The 18,467-nt window shown below is 63.8% G+C and carries 15 protein-coding genes; 8 read left to right on the top strand and 7 right to left on the bottom strand.

Annotated features, from left to right (window positions below; all coding sequences use genetic code 11):
• Window positions 1-17: 17 nt before the first annotated feature.
• A complete protein-coding gene (gene ftsH / locus DPM35_RS24005) occupies window positions 18-1,952 on the top strand; it encodes an ATP-dependent zinc metalloprotease FtsH (RefSeq protein WP_112129684.1) in 1,935 nt (644 codons plus the stop codon).
• A gap of 404 nt (window positions 1,953-2,356) precedes the next feature.
• On the opposite strand, the gene DPM35_RS23995 is transcribed toward ftsH, so the two are convergent.
• Together DPM35_RS23995 and DPM35_RS23990 are read right to left on the bottom strand one after the other, a co-directional pair.
• Window positions 2,357-2,815, bottom strand: coding sequence for a hypothetical protein (locus tag DPM35_RS23995; protein ID WP_112129682.1), 459 nt, complete (start codon window positions 2,813-2,815; stop codon window positions 2,357-2,359).
• Between the two features lie 191 nt (window positions 2,816-3,006).
• Complete coding sequence (locus tag DPM35_RS23990; RefSeq protein ID WP_112129681.1) at window positions 3,007-3,873, bottom strand: hypothetical protein; 867 nt, start codon at window positions 3,871-3,873, stop codon at window positions 3,007-3,009.
• A gap of 367 nt (window positions 3,874-4,240) precedes the next feature.
• Here DPM35_RS23990 and glmM point away from each other — a divergent pair, with 367 nt between their 5' ends.
• From glmM to serA, 5 genes are all read left to right on the top strand, one after another.
• Window positions 4,241-5,593 carry a phosphoglucosamine mutase gene (gene glmM / locus DPM35_RS23985; RefSeq protein ID WP_112129680.1) on the top strand — a complete coding sequence of 451 codons (1,353 nt, stop codon included), beginning with the start codon at window positions 4,241-4,243 and terminating at the stop codon, window positions 5,591-5,593.
• A 220-nt stretch (window positions 5,594-5,813) separates the two neighbouring features.
• Window positions 5,814-6,665, top strand: a complete 852-nt coding sequence (locus DPM35_RS23980; RefSeq protein WP_112129679.1) for an outer membrane protein — start codon at window positions 5,814-5,816, stop codon at window positions 6,663-6,665.
• Window positions 6,666-6,864: 199 nt separating this feature from the next.
• Window positions 6,865-7,746 (top strand): outer membrane protein, encoded by an 882-nt coding sequence (locus DPM35_RS23975; RefSeq protein ID WP_112129678.1) that lies wholly within the window; start codon window positions 6,865-6,867, stop codon window positions 7,744-7,746.
• 192 nt (window positions 7,747-7,938) lie between these two features.
• Entirely contained in the window at window positions 7,939-9,114 is a 1,176-nt protein-coding gene (locus DPM35_RS23970) for a phosphoserine transaminase (protein ID WP_112129677.1), read from the top strand.
• Between the two features lie 66 nt (window positions 9,115-9,180).
• Window positions 9,181-10,782 carry a phosphoglycerate dehydrogenase gene (gene serA / locus DPM35_RS23965; RefSeq protein WP_112129676.1) on the top strand — a complete coding sequence of 534 codons (1,602 nt, stop codon included), beginning with the start codon at window positions 9,181-9,183 and terminating at the stop codon, window positions 10,780-10,782.
• Between the two features lie 88 nt (window positions 10,783-10,870).
• On the opposite strand, the gene DPM35_RS23960 is transcribed toward serA, so the two are convergent.
• Window positions 10,871-11,770, bottom strand: coding sequence for a DMT family transporter (locus tag DPM35_RS23960; RefSeq protein WP_112129675.1), 900 nt, complete (start codon window positions 11,768-11,770; stop codon window positions 10,871-10,873).
• A 297-nt stretch (window positions 11,771-12,067) separates the two neighbouring features.
• Between DPM35_RS23960 and DPM35_RS23955 the strand changes: the two genes are divergently transcribed.
• Both DPM35_RS23955 and DPM35_RS23950 read left to right on the top strand, forming a co-directional pair.
• Window positions 12,068-13,366, top strand: coding sequence for an adenylosuccinate synthase (locus DPM35_RS23955; RefSeq protein WP_112129674.1), 1,299 nt, complete (start codon window positions 12,068-12,070; stop codon window positions 13,364-13,366).
• A 69-nt stretch (window positions 13,367-13,435) separates the two neighbouring features.
• Window positions 13,436-15,253 carry a hypothetical protein gene (locus DPM35_RS23950; RefSeq protein WP_112129673.1) on the top strand — a complete coding sequence of 606 codons (1,818 nt, stop codon included), beginning with the start codon at window positions 13,436-13,438 and terminating at the stop codon, window positions 15,251-15,253.
• A gap of 68 nt (window positions 15,254-15,321) precedes the next feature.
• Here DPM35_RS23950 and DPM35_RS23945 read toward each other — a convergent pair whose 3' ends face one another.
• From DPM35_RS23945 to DPM35_RS23930, 4 genes are read right to left on the bottom strand one after another with little or no spacing between them, the layout of a single operon-like run.
• Window positions 15,322-15,621, bottom strand: a complete 300-nt coding sequence (locus DPM35_RS23945; RefSeq protein ID WP_112129672.1) for a CcdB family protein — start codon at window positions 15,619-15,621, stop codon at window positions 15,322-15,324.
• Window positions 15,621-15,863: a type II toxin-antitoxin system CcdA family antitoxin gene (locus DPM35_RS23940; RefSeq protein ID WP_112129671.1), complete on the bottom strand. Its 243-nt coding sequence runs from the start codon at window positions 15,861-15,863 to the stop codon at window positions 15,621-15,623. The genes DPM35_RS23945 and DPM35_RS23940 overlap by 1 nt, the downstream gene beginning before the upstream one ends.
• Before the next feature lie 56 nt (window positions 15,864-15,919).
• Window positions 15,920-17,734, bottom strand: a complete 1,815-nt coding sequence (locus tag DPM35_RS23935; protein WP_112129670.1) for an ABC-F family ATP-binding cassette domain-containing protein — start codon at window positions 17,732-17,734, stop codon at window positions 15,920-15,922.
• Between the two features lies 1 nt (window position 17,735).
• Entirely contained in the window at window positions 17,736-18,383 is a 648-nt protein-coding gene (locus DPM35_RS23930) for a thiamine diphosphokinase (RefSeq protein ID WP_112129669.1), read from the bottom strand.
• Window positions 18,384-18,467 lie beyond the last annotated feature (84 nt).

Raw genomic sequence — 18,467 nt, 5'->3', positions numbered from 1 at the left:
CCCCAACGGGACAATAGATGAATCCGAATTATCGCAACCTCGCGCTCTGGGCGATCATAGCGGTCCTGCTCATCGCCCTGTTCAATCTGTTCCAGACGCCCCAGACGCGCGGTGCCACGACGGATATCCCCTATTCGCAGTTCCTGCAGGACGTCGCCTCCGGCCGGGTCAAAAGCGTGACGATTGCCGGCGCTCGCGTCTTCGGCAACTACACGGACAACGCCAACGGCTTCCAGACCTATTCGCCCGGCGACCCGTCGCTGGTCTCCAGGCTGCAGGACAAGAACGTCACCATCACCGCCAAGCCTGAGACCGACGGCTCCAATTCGCTGTTCGGCTATCTGATCTCGTGGCTGCCGATGATCCTGATCCTTGGCGTGTGGATATTCTTCATGCGCCAGATGCAGTCCGGCTCCGGAAGAGCGATGGGCTTCGGCAAGTCGAAGGCCAAGCTGCTTACCGAGGCGCATGGCCGCGTCACCTTCCAGGATGTCGCCGGCGTCGACGAGGCCAAGGAGGATCTCGAAGAGATCGTCGAGTTCCTGCGCGATCCGCAGAAGTTCCAGCGCCTCGGCGGCAAGATTCCGCGCGGTGTGCTGCTGGTCGGCCCGCCCGGCACCGGCAAGACGCTGCTCGCCCGCTCGGTCGCCGGTGAGGCCAATGTGCCGTTCTTCACCATTTCCGGTTCGGACTTCGTCGAGATGTTCGTCGGCGTCGGCGCGAGCCGCGTGCGCGACATGTTCGACCAGGCCAAGAAGAACGCGCCCTGCATCATCTTCATCGACGAAATCGACGCGGTCGGCCGCCATCGCGGCGCGGGCCTCGGCGGCGGCAATGACGAGCGCGAGCAGACGCTGAACCAGCTGCTGGTCGAGATGGACGGCTTCGAGTCCAACGAGTCGATCATCCTGATCGCGGCCACCAACCGGCCCGACGTGCTCGATCCGGCGCTCTTGAGGCCCGGCCGTTTCGACCGCCAGGTGGTGGTGCCGAATCCCGACATCGTCGGCCGCGAGAAGATCCTCAAGGTGCATGTACGCAATGTGCCGCTGGCGCCCAATGTCGACCTCAAGGTCATCGCGCGCGGCACGCCAGGCTTCTCCGGCGCCGACCTGATGAACCTCGTCAACGAATCCGCGCTGATGGCGGCCCGCCGCAACAAGCGGCTTGTCACCATGGCCGAGTTCGAGGACGCCAAGGACAAGATCATGATGGGCGCCGAGCGCCGCTCGTCGGCGATGACGCAGGCCGAGAAGGAGCTGACCGCCTATCACGAGGCCGGCCACGCCATCCTGGCGCTCAACGTGCCGACGGCGGACCCGCTGCACAAGGCGACGATCATCCCGCGCGGCCGCGCGCTCGGCATGGTCATGCAGTTGCCGGAAGGCGACCGCTATTCGATGAGCTACAAATACATGATCTCGCGGCTTGCGATCATGATGGGTGGCCGCGTCGCCGAGGAGTTCAAGTTCGGCAAGGAGAACATCACCTCCGGCGCCTCCTCCGACATCGAGCAGGCGACCAAGCTGGCGCGCGCCATGGTCACGCGGTGGGGCTTCTCCGACAAGCTCGGCCATGTTGCCTATGGCGACAACCAGGAAGAGGTCTTCCTCGGACATTCGGTGGCGCGCACGCAAAACATCTCTGAAGAGACGGCGCAGATCATCGACGCCGAAGTGCGGCGCTTGATCGACGACGCCTATTCGACAGCCAAGGCCGTGCTGACCAAGAAGAAGAAGGACTGGATCGCATTGGCCGAAGGGCTGCTCGAATACGAGACGCTGACCGGCGACGAGATCAAGCAGCTGATCGCCGGGCATAAGCCGGCCCGCGACCTCGGCGACGACACCCCGCCCAGCCGTGGTTCGGCTGTGCCGAAGGCCGGCACCGGCGGTCGCCGCAAGAAGGGCCCGGAGCCCGAAGGCGGCATGGAACCGCAGCCGTCAAGCTGAGGTTGGGGCGCGAAAGACCGATCGAGAAACGCCGCGGCTTGGTCCGCGGCGTTCTTGTCTGGGAATTGGAGACAGGGCAAGACTTCCCTCGTCCTGGCGCCCAGAGCGTTTCACCGTTTCACGGAAACGGCGAACCGCTCTATCCTTTTGTTTTTGCGCAATTCCGGACGGAAAACCGCTCACACTTTTCCTGGAATTGCTCCAGATATCGCCCGACAGCAAATCCTTGGACACGCCCGAGGATGATGGCTCAATGTCTGCGGGAAAAACGGTGAACCGCTTATCCGACATATTCGATTTTCATTGCATGTCGCCCGGAAGTGCGCAGCGGTTCCGGGACAACGACATGCATCAAAACAAAGACTTAAAGCGCGTCGCCTGAATTCGATTCAGCGCGACGCGCTTTATGATTCGGCTTTCAGCCGCGCATTGCAGAGGCTGTAGTAGCCGCCGCCCTTCTGGATCCAGCGAAGGCCGTTCAACGTACCCGCCTCCTTGTTGTCGTGGTAACCCTGCAGGCAGGTCTTCATCCGGGCCTTCGCGGGCTTTTCGGCCTTGAACTCGGCGGCGAGGGTGGTCGGGAATGTCACGCCCGCTGGCGCTACAGTGGGGGCGACCGCCGCGCTGGCGTCCTTTTCTGCTGGCTCCTCGGTCTTGACCGAATCCGCGCCGGCACTCTCCGCGGCGGACGTCGCGCATTTCTCCTTGCGGAAAGCGGCCCAGTCCATGCCGTTCAGGGTGCCGCCTTCCTTGGCTGCCCGATAGGTCTCGCCGCATTCCTTCATCGTCAGTGCGCCCGCAGGTGAGGCGCTCCAAGCGACCAGTGCCGTCACAGTCAACGCCGCCAATTTCAAATTGAACATTGAGACCCTCCTGATTGAAATAGGTTTGACGTCTTTTGTATACTGTTTGTTCCCTGTATGTTCAACTAGAATCTTTGCGCCAGACAAGCCTGGCGGTGGGCAGTGTGGGCGAACCGCGGGCGTTTTCGCGCGCAACAAAAAGCCCGCGCATCTTGCGATGCGCGGGCTTTTTCTTCGAATAAATTAGGCGGTCAGCTCTTCAGCTTGGCATTGCAGAGGCTGTAGAAGCCGCCACCCTTCTGGATCCACTTCAGGCCGTTCAGCGTGTTGGCGTCCTTGTTGGCGTAGTACTGCTCGAGGCAGGTGTGCATGCGGCCCTTCGCCGGGGTTTCGGTGGCGAATTTCGACGAAATCGCCTTCGGGAAGGTCACGCCCTTCGGCGCGGCGACCGACGGCTTCGCCGGTTCGCTGGTGTAGGTGGCTTCCGACGGAGCCGGCACGGTGTCGTCGTCGGCAGCGCTGGCGCCGCACTCGGCTTTGCGGAAGTCGTTCCACTTCATGCCATTGAGCTTGTTGGCCGTCTTGGCGGCCTGGTACTTGGTGCTGCACTCGGCCATGGTCAGGCCCTTGCCGCCATCGGCAGCCGCGGTCGAGGTCTTGGCCGGCTTGGTTTCGGCTGCGGGCGCGGCGGAAGCCGCGGCGGTTGCGCCGGGACCGCACTCGGCCTTGCGGAAGTCATTCCACTTCATGCCGTTGAGCGTGCCGGCGGACTTTGCCGCCTGATACTTGGCGCTGCATTCCTTGGCGCTCAGGCCCTTGGCCGCGTCGTCGGCAGCGGCGGCGGTTTTTGCCTTCTTGGTCGTCTTGGTGTCGGCGGCCTTGGTGTCGGTCGCGGTCTTGGTGTCGGTGGCCGCCTTGGTGTCGGTCGCGGCGGAAGCATCGCTGCCGCACTGCGCCTTGCGGAACTGGTTCCAGGTCTGGCCGGCGAGCGTTCCCGCATCCTTGGCCGCGTTATACTTGGTGCTGCACTCGGCCATGGTCAGCGCGTTGGCCGGCGCCGCCAGGAACAAGGTCGCGACCGCGATACCGGTAAAAGCTGCAAGTCTATGAAGAAGCATGGCGTTTTCTCCCTTGATGCCGCCAGTAAGTGTCCCTATGCCAAATCAATAACGCTCAATGTCCGGTTGCGCCAGATGCTTACGGCATGGGCGCCCTCACAAAGTGTGTTGCTCCCGATAAGGTGATGAATTGCTTGAGGGTTTGCCGACAGCCAAGCTTTGCCGGGGGGCAGGGCATCGAAGGCCTCGCCTGGGCAGGCACAGCGCCGCCAAGTCAAAGGTGGTGACAGGCTGTCGAATCACTTGCACCGCCCGCGACAATGTTTTTCTAAGGATTGGTAATATACAATCACGAAATTTGATGATCGGATGCGGCCCAATTGTGGCAATACGGGCCCGCTGAAAAACCGACGGGGACTCTAAGGATATGGCAGGTCAGTATTTCGGCACGGACGGTATTCGCGGACGCGCCAACAAATTTCCGATGACGGCCGAGGTCGCCATGCGCGTCGGCATGGCCGCCGGGCTTTCGTTCCAGCGCGGCAATCATCGTCACCGCGTCGTGCTCGGCAAGGACACACGGCTTTCCGGCTACATGATCGAGAACGCCATGGTGGCCGGCCTGTGCGCCGCCGGCATGGACGTGTTCCTGCTCGGCCCGATACCGACGCCGGCAGTCGCCATGCTGGTGCGCTCGCTGCGCGCCGACATCGGCGTGATGATCTCGGCCTCGCACAACCCTTATTACGACAACGGCATCAAGCTGTTCGGTCCCGATGGCTACAAGCTCTCCGACGAGATCGAGGAGCGCATCGAAGGCATGCTCGACAAGGACATCGAGCTGGCGCTCGCCGATTCGGACGGGCTTGGCCGCGCCAAGCGCGTCGACGGCGTGCATGACCGCTATATCGAATTCGCCAAGCGCACGCTGCCGCGCTCGATGTCGCTCTCGGGCCTGAGGATCGTCGTCGATTGCGCGAACGGCGCCTCCTACAAGGTGGCGCCCGAAGCGCTGTGGGAGCTCGGCGCCGAGGTGGTGGCGATCAATGTCGAGCCGAACGGCTTCAACATCAACAAGGAGTGCGGCTCGACCCATCCGGCCGGCCTGCAGAAGAAGGTGCACGAGGTGCGCGCCGACATCGGCATCGCGCTCGACGGCGACGCCGACCGTGTCGTCATCGTCGATGAGAACGGAGCGATCGTCGACGGCGACCAGATCATGGCGCTGATCGCCGAATCCTGGCACCAGAGCGGACGGCTGGCCGGCGGCGGCGTCGTTTCCACGGTGATGTCCAATCTCGGCCTGGAGCGCTTCCTCGGCGACATGAAGCTGCAACTGCATCGCACCAAGGTCGGCGACCGCTATGTGGTCGAGCATATGCGCGCGCATGGCTTGAATGTCGGCGGCGAGCAGTCGGGCCACATCGTGCTTTCCGATTTCTCGACCACGGGCGACGGCTTGGTCTCCGCCTTGCAGGTGCTCGCCTGCATCAAGCGGCAGAACCGCCCGGTCAGCGAGCTGTCGAAGAAGTTCGAGCCGGTGCCGCAGCTTCTGAAGAATGTCCGCATCTCCGGCGGCAAGCCGCTGGAGGAAGCGCCGGTCAAGGCGGCGATCGAAGAGGGGCGCAACCGGCTCGGCAAGTCCGGCCGCCTTGTCATCCGGCCATCCGGCACCGAGCCGCTGATCCGCGTCATGGCCGAGGGCGACGATCCGCACCTGGTCGAGGCGGTCGTCAACGACATCGTCGGCATCCTTCAGGAAACGCGCAGCGCCGCCTGAACCCGGTCACGCGGCTCCTCTCAAACCGCGAGCCCGCCGTCAGGCGGGCTTTTTCGTCGCCGGACGGGACGTTCGCACAACGGGATTCTCTCTAAAATTGTATAGATTCATGGTTAATCGGTACGGTTAAACGGCTTTTAACCTTTGCAATTCATTATCCACACCCGAGGTCAATCATCTTCGGGCGGGTGTCGTCCCGAGGCTTCTTAGGGGTGACAGAATGTTCAAGACAGCAAGAATGGCATTGCTTGCCGTGCTGTTCGCGGGGGTAGCCGGACCGCTCTTCGCGGCCGACCTCCCCGAACCGCAGGTCGAAGAGGCTCCGCCGCCGGTCGTCGAGGCGCAGCCGGTGAATGTCGGCGGTTGGTATATCCGCGGCGATATCGACTATCATTGGTCGCGCTTTGGCGGCGGCGACTACATCACCTATGGTGCCGCACCTCAGATCCAAGGCAGCTTCGACACCGGTAACCTAAAGGGCGCTTTCTCTGCCGGCGCCGGTATCGGCTACCAGATCGACGACCACTTCCGCACGGATTTGACCGGCGACTATCTGTTCAGCTCGAACTTCCACGGCTCGACCAGCGGCTTCTGTAACACGCCCGCCCCCAATACGCCTTGCGTATCAAGCGACACCTCGTCCTACTCAGCGCTACTGCTGCTGGCCAACGCCTATGTCGACATCGGCACCTGGCATGGCGTGACGCCTTATGTCGGCGCCGGTATCGGTGGCGCCTGGGTCAAGTGGGACACGCTTCACAACAGCGACGCCGACGGCGACTTCTTCCATCAGGGCGGCAAGGGTTGGCGCTTCGCCTATGCGCTCATGGCCGGCGCGTCCTACTGCCTGACCGACCGCGTAAAGCTGGACGTCGGCTACCGCTACAGCCACATCAACGGCGGCAAGATGTTCGAATATGCCTCGGACAGCAATGTCGGCCCCGGTTACGACCGCGGCATCAACGTGCATGAAGTTCGCGGCGGCCTCCGTTACCAGTTCGGCGGCCAGTCCGACTGCGCGCCGCCGCCGGAACCCTACGTTCCGCAACCGGAACCGATCTACACCAAGTAATCGCTTCCCAAATCCTGGATTCTCAAAGCCGCCCGGCGCCAGCCGGGCGGCTTTCGCTTATGCGCCGGTAAACATCGTTCGAAATCAATTCGGTAACCGACTGTTATCCTTAACCGCCACTTAACCACTATGGTTAACAATGGCTCCTTGAAACGGCGCCCACGTTCGTGATTGGCGCCAATTTCAGGAGCCGGGGACCATGATATCCAGATCGCGTATCGCGTCAGCGCTTGCCGCAATCATCCTGTTGCCGATGACGCCGGCGCTGGCGGCGGACTACGATCCGCCGATCTATGTCGACCAGGCGCCGGACTATCAGCCAGTCGAGGTCGGCTCGGGCTGGTACCTGCGCGGCGATGTCGGTTATGCCTTTAGCCACCCGTTTGACGATACCAGCAACAATCCGGGCTTTTCGCACAGCCGGACGCTTTTCGATGGCAGCGTCGGCATGGGCTATCATTTCAACGACTATCTTCGCGCCGATTTGAACTTGGGGATTCTGCCGTCAAACAAGTTCGGCGACAGCGTGGACACCACGTGTAGCGGTTCAACAACGACGACAGTCTTCGACAACACCTCCGGAACGATTACGAGCCAAGTCACTGCTCGACCCACCACGCAACCCTGCAAGGGATCCAGCAACGCCTTGAACAAGGCCTACAGTCTGATGGCCAACGGCTATGTCGATCTCGGCACCTATGTCGGTATCACGCCCTATATCGGCGCCGGCGCCGGCGTTGTCTACGACAAGTACGCCAGCACAATCGGCGCGAAGAACTGCGTTACTCCGCCGCCCAGTAGCGTCGTCGGCAACGGCACCACCACCACGACGCAATTCAACTGCGATGACCCTGCAGGTTATGATGGGCAGGTCAGTTCGAAGGCCAGTTACGACTTTGCCTATTCGCTGGCGGCCGGTCTCTCCTACCAGGTGACCAAAAATGTTTCGGTCGACCTCGGCTACGAATATCTTTCGATCCCGAGCGCCCGGTACGTCGCTTATGACAACGGGCTCTTCAACGTTCACAAGGGCGTGAACTTCCAGACCGTCAAGCTAGGGCTACGCTACGATCTTTGGTAGCACAGGCCAGCACAATTCGACGATGGCGGGTCTTGAGGCCCGCCGTTTGATTTTACCTTGTTGTTATTCGCGGGCTGAATATCCCGACAACGACAAAAACTTTGCTCTTGACGCCGAAAGCCTGAAAGCATATCGCCGTCCGTGGGCCACCCCTCCCCAACGAGGGGCCACTATCTGGAAGGATAGACCACGATGACGACGCTTACCAAGCCCGGACTCCGTCCGGCAAATCCCAATTTCTCCTCAGGTCCCTGCGCAAAACGCCCCGGCTGGTCGGTCGAGGCGCTCTCGAAGGCCGCGCTCGGGCGCTCCCATCGCGCCAAGATCGGCAAGAGCAAGCTCGAGCAGGCGATCGATCTGACGCGCGAAATCCTCAAGGTTCCCGCGAATTATCGCATCGGCATCGTGCCGGCGTCTGACACCGGCGCGGTCGAGATGGCGCTGTGGTCGCTGCTCGGCGAGCGCGGCGTCGACATGGTCGCCTGGGAGAGCTTCGGCTCCGGCTGGGTGACGGATGTGGTCAAGCAGCTCAAGCTCGCCGACGTGCGCAAGTTCGAGGCCGGCTATGGCAAGCTGCCGGACCTGGCGCAAGTCGATTTCGACCGCGACGTCGTCTTCACCTGGAACGGCACGACCTCCGGCGTGCGCGTGCCAAACGGCGATTTCATTCCCGCGAACCGCAAGGGCTTGACCATTTGCGACGCGACCTCGGCGGCCTTCGCGCAAAGGCTCGATTTTGAAAAACTCGATGTCGTCACCTTCTCCTGGCAGAAGGTGTTGGGTGGCGAAGGCGCGCACGGCATGCTGATCCTGTCGCCCCGCGCCGTCGAGCGGCTGGAGACCTACAAGCCGGCCTGGCCGCTGCCGAAGATCTTCCGCCTGACCTCCGGCGGCAAGCTGATCGAGGGCATCTTCAAGGGCGAGACCATCAACACGCCGTCGATGCTGTGCGTCGAGGATTATCTCGACGCGCTCCACTGGGCGAAGTCGATCGGCGGGCTCGAGGCTCTCATTGCCCGCGCCGACGCCAATGCCGCGGTGCTCGACCGATTCGTCGACAGGTCGGCGTGGCTCGGACACCTCGCCGTCGATCCGGCAACGCGCTCGAACACGTCCGTGTGCCTGTCCTTCACCGATCCGGATGTTGCCGCGCTCGATGCCGACGGTCAGGCGGCTTTCGCCAAGGGCCTCGTCTCGGCACTCGACAAGGAAGGCGTCGCCTACGACATCGGCTCCTATCGCGACGCGCCGCCCGGGCTGCGCATCTGGTGCGGCGCCACCGTCGAGACCGCCGATCTCGAAGCGCTGCTGCCATGGCTCGACTGGGCCTTCGCCTCGCAGAAGGCGTCGCTCAAGGCGGCGGCCTGAAATCCGTGGCGGCCTGCGGGCCGCCACCATTTCCCGACACATCCAATCCCCTTCAAGGAGGCCGTGATGGCGCCCCGCGTTCTCGTTTCGGATAAACTTTCAACCACCGCCGTGCAGATCTTCAAGGATCGCGGCATCGAGGTCGACTACCTGCCCGATCTCGGCAAGGACAAGGAAAAGCTGCTCGAAGTCATCAGCCAATATGACGGCCTCGCCATCCGCTCGGCGACCAAAGTCACCGAGAAGCTGATCAATGCGGCAACCAGGCTCAAGGTCGTCGGCCGCGCAGGCATCGGCGTCGACAATGTCGATATCCCGGCCGCCAGCCGCAAGGGCATCATCGTGATGAACACGCCCTTCGGCAATTCGATCACCACGGCCGAGCATGCGGTGGCGATGATCTTCGCGCTGGCGCGGCAGATCCCGGAAGCCAATGCCTCGACCCATGCCGGCAAGTGGGAAAAGAACCGCTTCATGGGCGTCGAGATCACCAGCAAGACGCTGGGCGTGATCGGCTGCGGCAATATCGGCTCGATCGTTGCCACGCGCGGCGTCGGATTGAAGATGCATGTGATTGCCTTCGATCCGTTCCTGTCGGACAGCCGCGCCGAGGAGCTCGGCGTCCAGAAGGTCGAGCTCGACGAGCTCTTCGCCCGCGCCGACTTCATCACGCTGCACACGCCGCTGACGGACAAGACGCGCAACATCATCGACGCGGCTGCGATCGCCAAGATGAAGGACGGCGTGCGCATCATCAATTGCGCGCGTGGCGGCCTTGTCGTCGAGGCCGATCTGGTCGCGGCGCTGAAGAGCGGCAAGGTGGCTGGCGCCGGCATCGACGTGTTTGAGGTCGAGCCGGCGGAGAACAACCCGCTGTTCGGCATGGAGAATGTCGTGGCGACACCGCATCTCGGCGCCTCGACCACTGAAGCGCAGGAGAATGTCGCGCTGCAGGTCGCCGAGCAGATGAGCGACTATCTCATCAAGGGCGCCGTCTCCAACGCCATCAACATGCCTTCGATCACTGCCGAGGAAGCGCCGAGGCTCAAGCCCTTCGTCAAGCTCGCCGAGGTGCTCGGCGCCTTCGTCGGCCAGGTCACCGAGGATCCGATCAAGGAGGTCGAGATCCTGTTCGACGGCTCGACCGCGACGATGAACACGCGCGCGCTGGTCAGCGCCGCCCTTGCCGGCCTGATCCGGCCTCAGGTCTCCGACGTCAACATGGTGTCGGCGCCGATCATGGTGAAGGAGCGCGGCATCATCGTCGCCGAGGTCAAGCGCGACAAGTCGGGCGTGTTCGACGGCTATATCAAGCTGACGGTCAAGACCGAGCACATGACGCGCTCGATCGCCGGTACCTGCTTCTCCGACGGCAAGCCGCGCTTCATCCAGATCAAGGGCATCAATCTCGACGCCGAGGTCGGCCAGCACATGCTCTACACGACCAATGCCGACGCGCCCGGCATCATCGGCCTGCTCGGCACGGTGTGCGGCGAGAACGGCGTCAACATCGCCAACTTCCAGCTCGGCCGCAACCGGCCGGGCGGCGACGCGATCGCGCTGCTTTATCTCGACGCGCCGTTCCCGGAAAAAGTGCTCGATCAGTTGCGGGCGCACCAATCGATCGACTCGGCCAAGCCGCTGCATTTCGACGTCGGCGCCGAGTGAACGGCCCGACACAAAAATACGCTCCGCCTGCACCAGCAGGCGGAGCGTATTCGTTCAAGTCAAGAAATATACGGGCAGCGCGGGGCCATCACTGCATCTGCAGCGCTGCTTTGCTGCCGCTGTATTCGGCAAGCGCGATGCCGCCGAGAACAAGTGCTAGTGCGAAAGCCTGATAGGGCTGGAACTGCTCGCCGACGATCAGCACCGAAAGCAGCGTGCCGAAGATCGGCACCAGGTTGATGAACAGGCCGGCGCGGTTGGCGCCGATCAGCTCGTTGCCCTTGATGTAGAGGACCTGCGAGACGACCGAGGCGCCGAGCGCCGTATAGAGCGTGAGCGCCCATCCACGCGCGTCCGGCACGATGACGTTGCCGGATGCGATCTCCCAGATGACGAAGGGCAGCGAGATCAGCAGCGCGGCGATCGACAACGCCAGCATGAAACTCTGCCAGCGGATTGCCGGCTTAAGGCGCAGCCCCACCGAATAGAGGCTGTAGCAAAGCACTGCGACAAGCATGATGGCGTCGCCGTAATTGAGGTCGAGCTTCAAGAGCTGGCCGAGGTCGCCATGGCTTGCGGTCAGCGCGACGCCTGCGATGGTAAGCGCGACGCCGACGATCTGCAGGGGCTGCACGCGCAGCCGGAAGAACATGAAATTGGCCAGGATGATAACGATCGGGATGGCGGCCTGCTCGATCGAGACGTTGATGGCGGTCGTGTAGTTGAGCGCAGTGTAGAAGATGACGTTGAAAATGGTGAAGCCGCAGGCGCCGAGGCCGGCAAGCAGTTTCCAATTGCTGCGCACTTCGGGCCAGTCCTCGCGCAGCGTCCGCCAGCCGATGGGCAGCAGGATGAGCACAGCCATGACCCAGCGCAGGAACACCAGGGTCATCGGCGAGACATGGCCGACGGCAAGCTTGCCCGCCACCGAATTGCCGCCCCACAACAGCATGGTCGACAGTAGGAACAGATAGGCGGCTCTGTGCATGGAGGATCCGGCCCTGCAGGGTATTCGAGGGTTCAGGCCGGCCTAGAGTGGCGGGCGCGGCAAGTAAATGATGCGAAAGCCGGAATTTGTTATGCCTGATCGGGACGAGGCTTCGCCGCATCGTCATCCCGATGCAACTCCTGGAGCACGATCGGGTTCCGAAAGCCGGCCCCCGCTTTTTAAATCGTGTTCCAGGGATGGTTTCGGCGGCAAAGAAAGGGTCGCGCCGGCCGGCGCTTGACGCTATAGAGGCCTGTCGTTTCAGGCCGCCCGCGCGGCATTTCAAGGGAAAAGAACATGGCCAATGTGGTGGTCGTCGGCTCGCAGTGGGGCGACGAAGGCAAGGGCAAGATCGTCGACTGGCTGTCGGAACGGGCCGATGTGGTCGTGCGCTTCCAGGGCGGCCACAATGCCGGCCATACGCTGGTCGTCGACGGCAAGGTCTACAAGCTGTCGCTGCTGCCCTCAGGCGTGGTCAGGCAGGGCAAGCTCTCGATCATCGGCAATGGCGTGGTGTTCGATCCGCACGCCTTCGTGGCCGAAGCGAAGAAGCTCAAGGAGCAGGGCGTGGAGGTCACGCCGGAGCGCCTGAAAATAGCCGAAAACACCGCGCTTATCCTGTCGCTGCACCGGGAGCTGGACGGATTCCGCGAAGACGCCGCCTCGAATTCCGGAACCAAGATTGGCACGACCCGCCGTGGCATCGGTCCCGCCTATGAGGACAAGGTGGGCCGGCGGGCGGTGCGGGTGATGGACCTGGCGGATTTGGAAACGCTCCCCTTGAAGGTCGACAGGCTGCTGACGCACCACAACGCGCTGCGCCGCGGGCTCGGCCATCCGGAAGCGACGCATGAGGCGATCATGCAGGAGCTGACCTCGGTGGCCGGCGAAATCCTGCCTTACATGGACCGCGTCTGGAAAGTGCTCGACGACAAGCGTCGCGCCGGCGAACGCATCCTGTTCGAGGGCGCGCAGGGCACGCTGCTCGACATCGATCACGGCACCTATCCCTTCGTCACCTCGTCCAACACGGTCGCGGGGCAAGCCGCCGCCGGCTCCGGCGTGGGTCCCGGCGTGATCGGCTATGTGCTCGGCATCACCAAGGCCTACACGACGCGCGTCGGCGAGGGGCCGTTCCCGACCGAGCAGAAGAATGAGATCGGCGAGTTCCTCGGCACGCGCGGCCACGAGTTCGGCGTCGTCACCGGCCGCAAGCGGCGCTGCGGCTGGTTCGACGCCGTGCTGGTGCGCCAGGCCGTCGCCGTCAACGGCATCAAGGGCATCGCTCTCACCAAGCTCGACGTGCTCGACGGGCTGGACGAGATCAAGGTCTGCACCGGCTATCGGCTCGACGGCGAGACGATCGATTACCTGCCGGCCAGCCAGGGCGCGCAGGCGCGGGTCGAGCCCGTCTACGAGACGCTCGAAGGCTGGAAAGGAACCACCGCCGGCGCCAGGAGCTGGAACGATTTGCCGGCGCAGGCGGTCAAATATGTCCGCTATATCGAGGAGCTGATCGGCGCCCCTGTGGCACTGCTTTCCACCAGCCCGGAACGGGACGACACGATACTTGTGACCGATCCGTTTCAAGACTAGTTTCACAGCCCTTCCCGGCGCTATGGCTGATTTGCGGCCGGCGGGAAAAGAATGCAGGTCACCTGACGCATGGCAGATTTCATCGCTGTTCTGAAAAAGACGATCGACAATCTCAGCGAGAACACGCCGGAGATGCGGTCGAAGGTCTATGACAAGGCGCGAGCGACGATCGCCAAGAAACTTGCCGATCGCGTTCCGCCGTTGGCGCCTTCGGTCGTCGATCAGCAGAAGCGTACCCTTGAGGACGCCATCTCCAGCGTCGAGCGCAGTTATGCCAAAAGCGTTCCCGCTGCCGATCCGCTGGCGGAGCTGGAGCATATCTTCTCCTCCATCGACCGCAACAGGAACCAGCCGACCCACTCCCGCGAGCCGGCGCCGCCCACGGTTGTGCCGGCGCCCCCCAAGCCGGACCCGTTCAAATCAGAGCCCCCCAAGCCGGCGCCGACGCCCGGCAGGGCCGAACCCTCCTGGCAAAGCACGCCGAAGGCTGAGCCGGCGCCGCAAAGCCCTGTCAAGACCGAGCCGGCCTGGCAGAGCGGAGCAAGGACGGAACCGAGCTGGCAGGCCGCGCCAAAGGCGGAGCCTGCCTGGCAGAAGGCGCCGCCACCGCCGATGCCGTCGCCCCGCGAGGACGATGTCGGCCTCGCTGGCATGGACGCCGCCGATGCCGATGACGGCAGCGACGTCTTTGCCAATGACGAGCAGCCGGCGGCCGACACTTTCCAACGGCTGCGGCCTCAGCCGCAGCGCAAGCGCGGCTATGGCGGCCTGATCGCCGCCGTCATCGCGCTTTTGGTGCTGGCCGGCGGCGGCTATGGAGTCTGGCTGAACAAGAGTGCGTTCGGCTCGCTCTTCGGCCTTGGCGGCAGCGGCAACAAGACGGTCTCGACCGAACCGCTGGTCAAGCCCGCCCCGGCGAAGCCTGCGACCGAGACGGCGGCCGCGCCGGCCCCGGCCCCTGCCGGCGAATCCGCCGACACGACCAAATTCACGCAACGCCTAACGCCGGAGGGCAAGGAGACCGATCCTGGCCCCGCCGGCGGACAAGCCACGATCGGCGAGGGTGAATCCGTCGCGGCGCTGACCTCGCGGCCGCCGGCCGCCCCGGCAACGGCGCCCGCGACGACCCCGCCCGCTGCGGCCGCGCAAACGCCTGGGGCGCCTGCCGCGGGAACAACGCCGGCGGCGCCGGCGACCGGCGCGGCCAATCCGACGCCGCCGGCGAGTGGAACCACACCGCCCGCGGCCGGCGCCACGCCGCCCGCCGCCGGAGCGACGCCGCCGGCCGCAGGCACGACGCCGCCCGCGCCGGCGACGGCCGAGGCGACCGTGCCGGTCGGCCAGAAGGCGATCTTCTACGAGGAGCGCACCAGCACCCAGCAGGGCACGGCCGAGCCCGGCAGCATCGTGTGGTCGCTGGTGCAGGAATCGCCCGGCGGAGACCTGCCGCCGGAACCGGCGATCCGCGCCGAGGCGACGATCCCCGGCAAGAATATCCAATTGCGCATGACGATCCGGCGCAACACCGACCAGACGCTGCCGGCCAGCCACATCATCGAGATGATCTTCCTGACGCCGGAAGGGTTTGACGGCGGCGGCGTCGACAACATCCTGCGCATCGCCATGAAGAGTTCGGAGCAGGATGCCGGCAGCCCGCTGATCGGCATCCCGGCCAAGATCGCCGACGGCTTCTTCCTCGTCGCGCTCAACGACACCAAGGCCGACGAGGACGCCAACCTGACGCTGCTTCGCGGACAGTCCTGGATCGACGTGCCGGTGGTCTACAAGACCGGACGCCGCGCGCTGCTCACCATGGAAAAGGGTATCCCCGGCGAGAAGGTCTTCGATGAGGCGCTGAAGGCCTGGGCGGCGAAGACGTCGGGGTGAGGAGCAATTCCAGGAAAAGTGTGAGCGGTTTTCCGTCCGGAATTGCGCAAAAAAGAAAGATAAGCGCCCTAAAACCCTTGGAAGAGCATATCGAGCGCCGCCACGATATCGTCGTGGTGTCTTGCAAGGTTTCCTTCTGCCGCCCGGCGTTCTGAAGCCGTTACAGCGGAAATGAACTGAGTGACCATCACATGGTCCTTGCCGTCGATCCTGAAGATCGGGTTCAGCCTGCGCGCGGGCAACGGTGCGATATTGGGCGGCAGAAGCGGAACGACCACGTTGGTATCGAGATGCTCCAGTATGTCGGACTGAACATCAAGGAGATAGCCGTCGCTTCCTGCGCTCCGATAGAAATCATAGCGAGCCATCAAAACAGCCGGTACTTGGCTAAAGGCAGACCGTTGCGCCTGACGTATTCGTTGGAGCTTTCGAGCGCTTCCTTGTTCTCCTCCTGCCAGCGACGCGTCTTCTCGGCGGAAATCGCCTTGGCGATCCCTTGCTCGGCAGCACGAGACATATTGATGCCCAGCGCCTTGGCTTCCTCGATCAATCTGGAATCAATCGAGGTGTTGACCGACTTGCGTTGTGGTTTTGCAGTTGATTGAAGCATGGCCTACCTCTTTTATGCGCACAGAATAAGCGCATGTCTGCGTGCAAGCAAGCCAATTACCCCTCCATCTCCTCGCGCAGCATCTCCAGCTCCAGCCATTCTTCCTCGAGCGCGGCGAGCGTCGCACGCTCCTTGTCGAGCGCGGCGATGGTCTTCTGGAACGAGACCGGATCGCGTTCGTAGAAGGCGGGGTCGGCGATGTTGTTCTCCAGCCGGGCGATCGAGGCCGTCACCGCTTCGATCTTCTTCGGCAGCGAATCCAGTGCGAACTTCTGCTTGAATGAGAGTTTCTTCGCCGGGCCCTTGGGTGCTGCTTGTTCGGCTTTCGGCGAAGCTTCGGCGGTCCCGGCTTTCGACCTTGCCTTGCGATCTTCCAGCTTCGAGCCGCCACGCTGCGCCAGCATGTCGGAATAGCCGCCGGCATATTCGATCCAGGGGCCGTTGCCATCCGGCGCGATCACGCTGGTGACGGTGCGGTCGAGGAAGTCGCGGTCGTGGCTGACCAGGATCACCGTTCCGGCAAAGCCCGCGACCAGTTCCTGCAGCAGCTCCAGCGTCTCCATGTCGAGATCGTTGGTCGGCTCGTCGAGCACCAGAAGGTTCGCCGGCCGCGCCAGCACGCGGGCCAGCAGCAGCCGCGCGCGCTCGCCGCCGGAAAGCTCGCGTACCGGCGTGCGTGCTTGCTCCGGCTTGAACAGGAAATCCTTCATGTAGGAGACGACGTGGCGCTGCTCGCCATTGACCAGCAGGTTCTCGCCGCGCCCGTCGGTGAGGTAGTGCGCCAGGGTCTCGGCCGGGTCGACGGCCTCGCGCTTCTGGTCGAGCGTCGCGATCTCCAGGTTGACGCCGAGACGCACGGTTCCGGCATCCGGCGCCAGCTCCCCGGTCAGCATCTTCAGCAGTGTCGTCTTGCCGGCGCCGTTCGGGCCGACCAGGCCGACGCGGTCGCCGCGCTGGATGCGGGTCGAGAAACCCTTGACCACGGTGAGGTCGCCAAAACTCTTGTCGATGCCTTTGGCCTCGATCACCAGCTTGCCGGATTCGGCGGCGTCGCTCGCCACCATGGTGGCGGTGCCTTCGGCGCCGCGATGGCTGCGGAAACGCTGGCGCATCGTCTGCAGCTCGCCGAGGCGGCGCATGTTGCGCTTGCGCCTGGCGGTCACGCCGTAGCGAAGCCAATGTTCCTCGCGCACGATCTGGCGGCCGAGCTTGTGCTGCTCGCGCTCTTCCTCCTCCAGCACCTGGTCGCGCCATTCCTCGAAATGGGCAAAGCCCTTGTCCAGCCGCCGTGTCTGGCCACGGTCGAGCCAGACGGTTGCGCGGGTGACGCGCTCGAGAAAGCGGCGGTCGTGCGAGATCAGGATTACCGCCGACGAGGTGCGGGCAAGTTCCTCTTCCAGCCATTCGATCACGGAAAGGTCGAGATGATTGGTCGGCTCGTCGAGCAACAGGATGTCTGGCTCCGGCGCCATGACGCGGGCAAGCGCGGCGCGGCGCGCCTCGCCGCCGGAAAGGTCACTCGGCCGCTCCTCGCCGGTGAGGCCGAGATGCTCCATCAGATAGGTGGCGCGATGCGGATCGTCGGCCGGGCCGAGGCCGGCCTCGACATAGGCGCGCACCGTGGCGAAGCCGTCCATATCCGGCATCTGCGGCAGGTAGCGAACGGTCGCCGAAGGCTGGCGGAACACTTCGCCGTCCTGCGGCTCGATCATCCCGGCGGCGATCTTGAGCAGCGTCGACTTGCCCGAGCCGTTGCGTCCGACCAGTGCGATCTTCTCGCCGGCGGATGCGCTGAGCGCCGCGCCGTCGAGCAGCGGGGTGCCGCCGAAGGTCAGTTTTATCCCGTCGAGATTGAGAAGAGGCGGGGCCATGTCAGCTTTCGGGAAGAGGATAGGGGTGGGCCAGAAGCAGCGCCCGGCCGCGCTCCAGCGCTATGCCAAGCCGCCCTTTGACCTCGTTTGATATAGTGAGCGAGGAGCCGAACGCCACCTCGACGCGGTCGAGCGGCCATTTGGCGCCGGTCACCGTAAGGCCGGACAGATCAGAGAAGCCAAGCACCGAAAACAAGGTGCCATTGGCATAGTCGAAGCTGGCTGCTTTCCCTGGCAGGATGGGGGCGCCTTCCTGCGCGCCGCTCGTCAGCAGCACGGTCGTGCCTGCCTCGGCCAGCCGCACGGCGAGGGCCAGATGCAGGAAGGCGTGGTCGGCGCGCTTGCCGCCGAAGGCGCCGGCCAGCACAAGGCTGGTGGCGCCGCGCCGAAGCGCTTCTGCGATGGCGAGCTCGCCATCGGTCATGTCCTTCTCGGCCGGAAAGACTTTTCGCGGAACGGCGGCAAGGTCATCCGGCAGGTCGGCCGGCACTGAGTCGAAATCGCCGACCCACAGCTCCGGCATCAGTCCAAGCATGCGGGCATGGCCGATGCCGGCGTCGGCGGCGATGACGCGCGAACCTTCGATCTGGCGTTCGAGCCGGGGCGTGCGGATAAGCTCGCCGCCAAGCAGGATGGTGAATGTGCCCATGGCCGTCGCCCTTACCAGCCCTCCAAGCGAAACGGAAGCCGCACGGCCCGAGCTTCCGTTGCGCGGCTGCTGCCCCGAACATTA

This window comes from Mesorhizobium atlanticum, from assembly GCF_003289965.1.
GTDB classification, from domain to species: domain Bacteria; phylum Pseudomonadota; class Alphaproteobacteria; order Rhizobiales; family Rhizobiaceae; genus Mesorhizobium; species Mesorhizobium atlanticum.
The sequence above is the reverse complement of the archived record's forward strand: the minus strand, read 5'-3'. Positions and strand labels throughout refer to the sequence as shown.

What these genes read in the sequence shown, in the direction of transcription:
- ftsH (WP_112129684.1), top strand. Translation starts at nt 18, where the DNA reads ATGAATCCGAATTATCGCAACCTCGCGCTCTGGGCGATCATAGCGGTC.
- DPM35_RS23995 (WP_112129682.1), bottom strand. Translation starts at nt 2,815, where the DNA reads ATGTTCAATTTGAAATTGGCGGCGTTGACTGTGACGGCACTGGTCGCT.
- DPM35_RS23990 (WP_112129681.1), bottom strand. Translation starts at nt 3,873, where the DNA reads ATGCTTCTTCATAGACTTGCAGCTTTTACCGGTATCGCGGTCGCGACC.
- glmM (WP_112129680.1), top strand. Translation starts at nt 4,241, where the DNA reads ATGGCAGGTCAGTATTTCGGCACGGACGGTATTCGCGGACGCGCCAAC.
- DPM35_RS23980 (WP_112129679.1), top strand. Translation starts at nt 5,814, where the DNA reads ATGTTCAAGACAGCAAGAATGGCATTGCTTGCCGTGCTGTTCGCGGGG.
- DPM35_RS23975 (WP_112129678.1), top strand. Translation starts at nt 6,865, where the DNA reads ATGATATCCAGATCGCGTATCGCGTCAGCGCTTGCCGCAATCATCCTG.
- DPM35_RS23970 (WP_112129677.1), top strand. Translation starts at nt 7,939, where the DNA reads ATGACGACGCTTACCAAGCCCGGACTCCGTCCGGCAAATCCCAATTTC.
- serA (WP_112129676.1), top strand. Translation starts at nt 9,181, where the DNA reads ATGGCGCCCCGCGTTCTCGTTTCGGATAAACTTTCAACCACCGCCGTG.
- DPM35_RS23960 (WP_112129675.1), bottom strand. Translation starts at nt 11,770, where the DNA reads ATGCACAGAGCCGCCTATCTGTTCCTACTGTCGACCATGCTGTTGTGG.
- DPM35_RS23955 (WP_112129674.1), top strand. Translation starts at nt 12,068, where the DNA reads ATGGCCAATGTGGTGGTCGTCGGCTCGCAGTGGGGCGACGAAGGCAAG.
- DPM35_RS23950 (WP_112129673.1), top strand. Translation starts at nt 13,436, where the DNA reads ATGGCAGATTTCATCGCTGTTCTGAAAAAGACGATCGACAATCTCAGC.
- DPM35_RS23945 (WP_112129672.1), bottom strand. Translation starts at nt 15,621, where the DNA reads ATGGCTCGCTATGATTTCTATCGGAGCGCAGGAAGCGACGGCTATCTC.
- DPM35_RS23940 (WP_112129671.1), bottom strand. Translation starts at nt 15,863, where the DNA reads ATGCTTCAATCAACTGCAAAACCACAACGCAAGTCGGTCAACACCTCG.
- DPM35_RS23935 (WP_112129670.1), bottom strand. Translation starts at nt 17,734, where the DNA reads ATGGCCCCGCCTCTTCTCAATCTCGACGGGATAAAACTGACCTTCGGC.
- DPM35_RS23930 (WP_112129669.1), bottom strand. Translation starts at nt 18,383, where the DNA reads ATGGGCACATTCACCATCCTGCTTGGCGGCGAGCTTATCCGCACGCCC.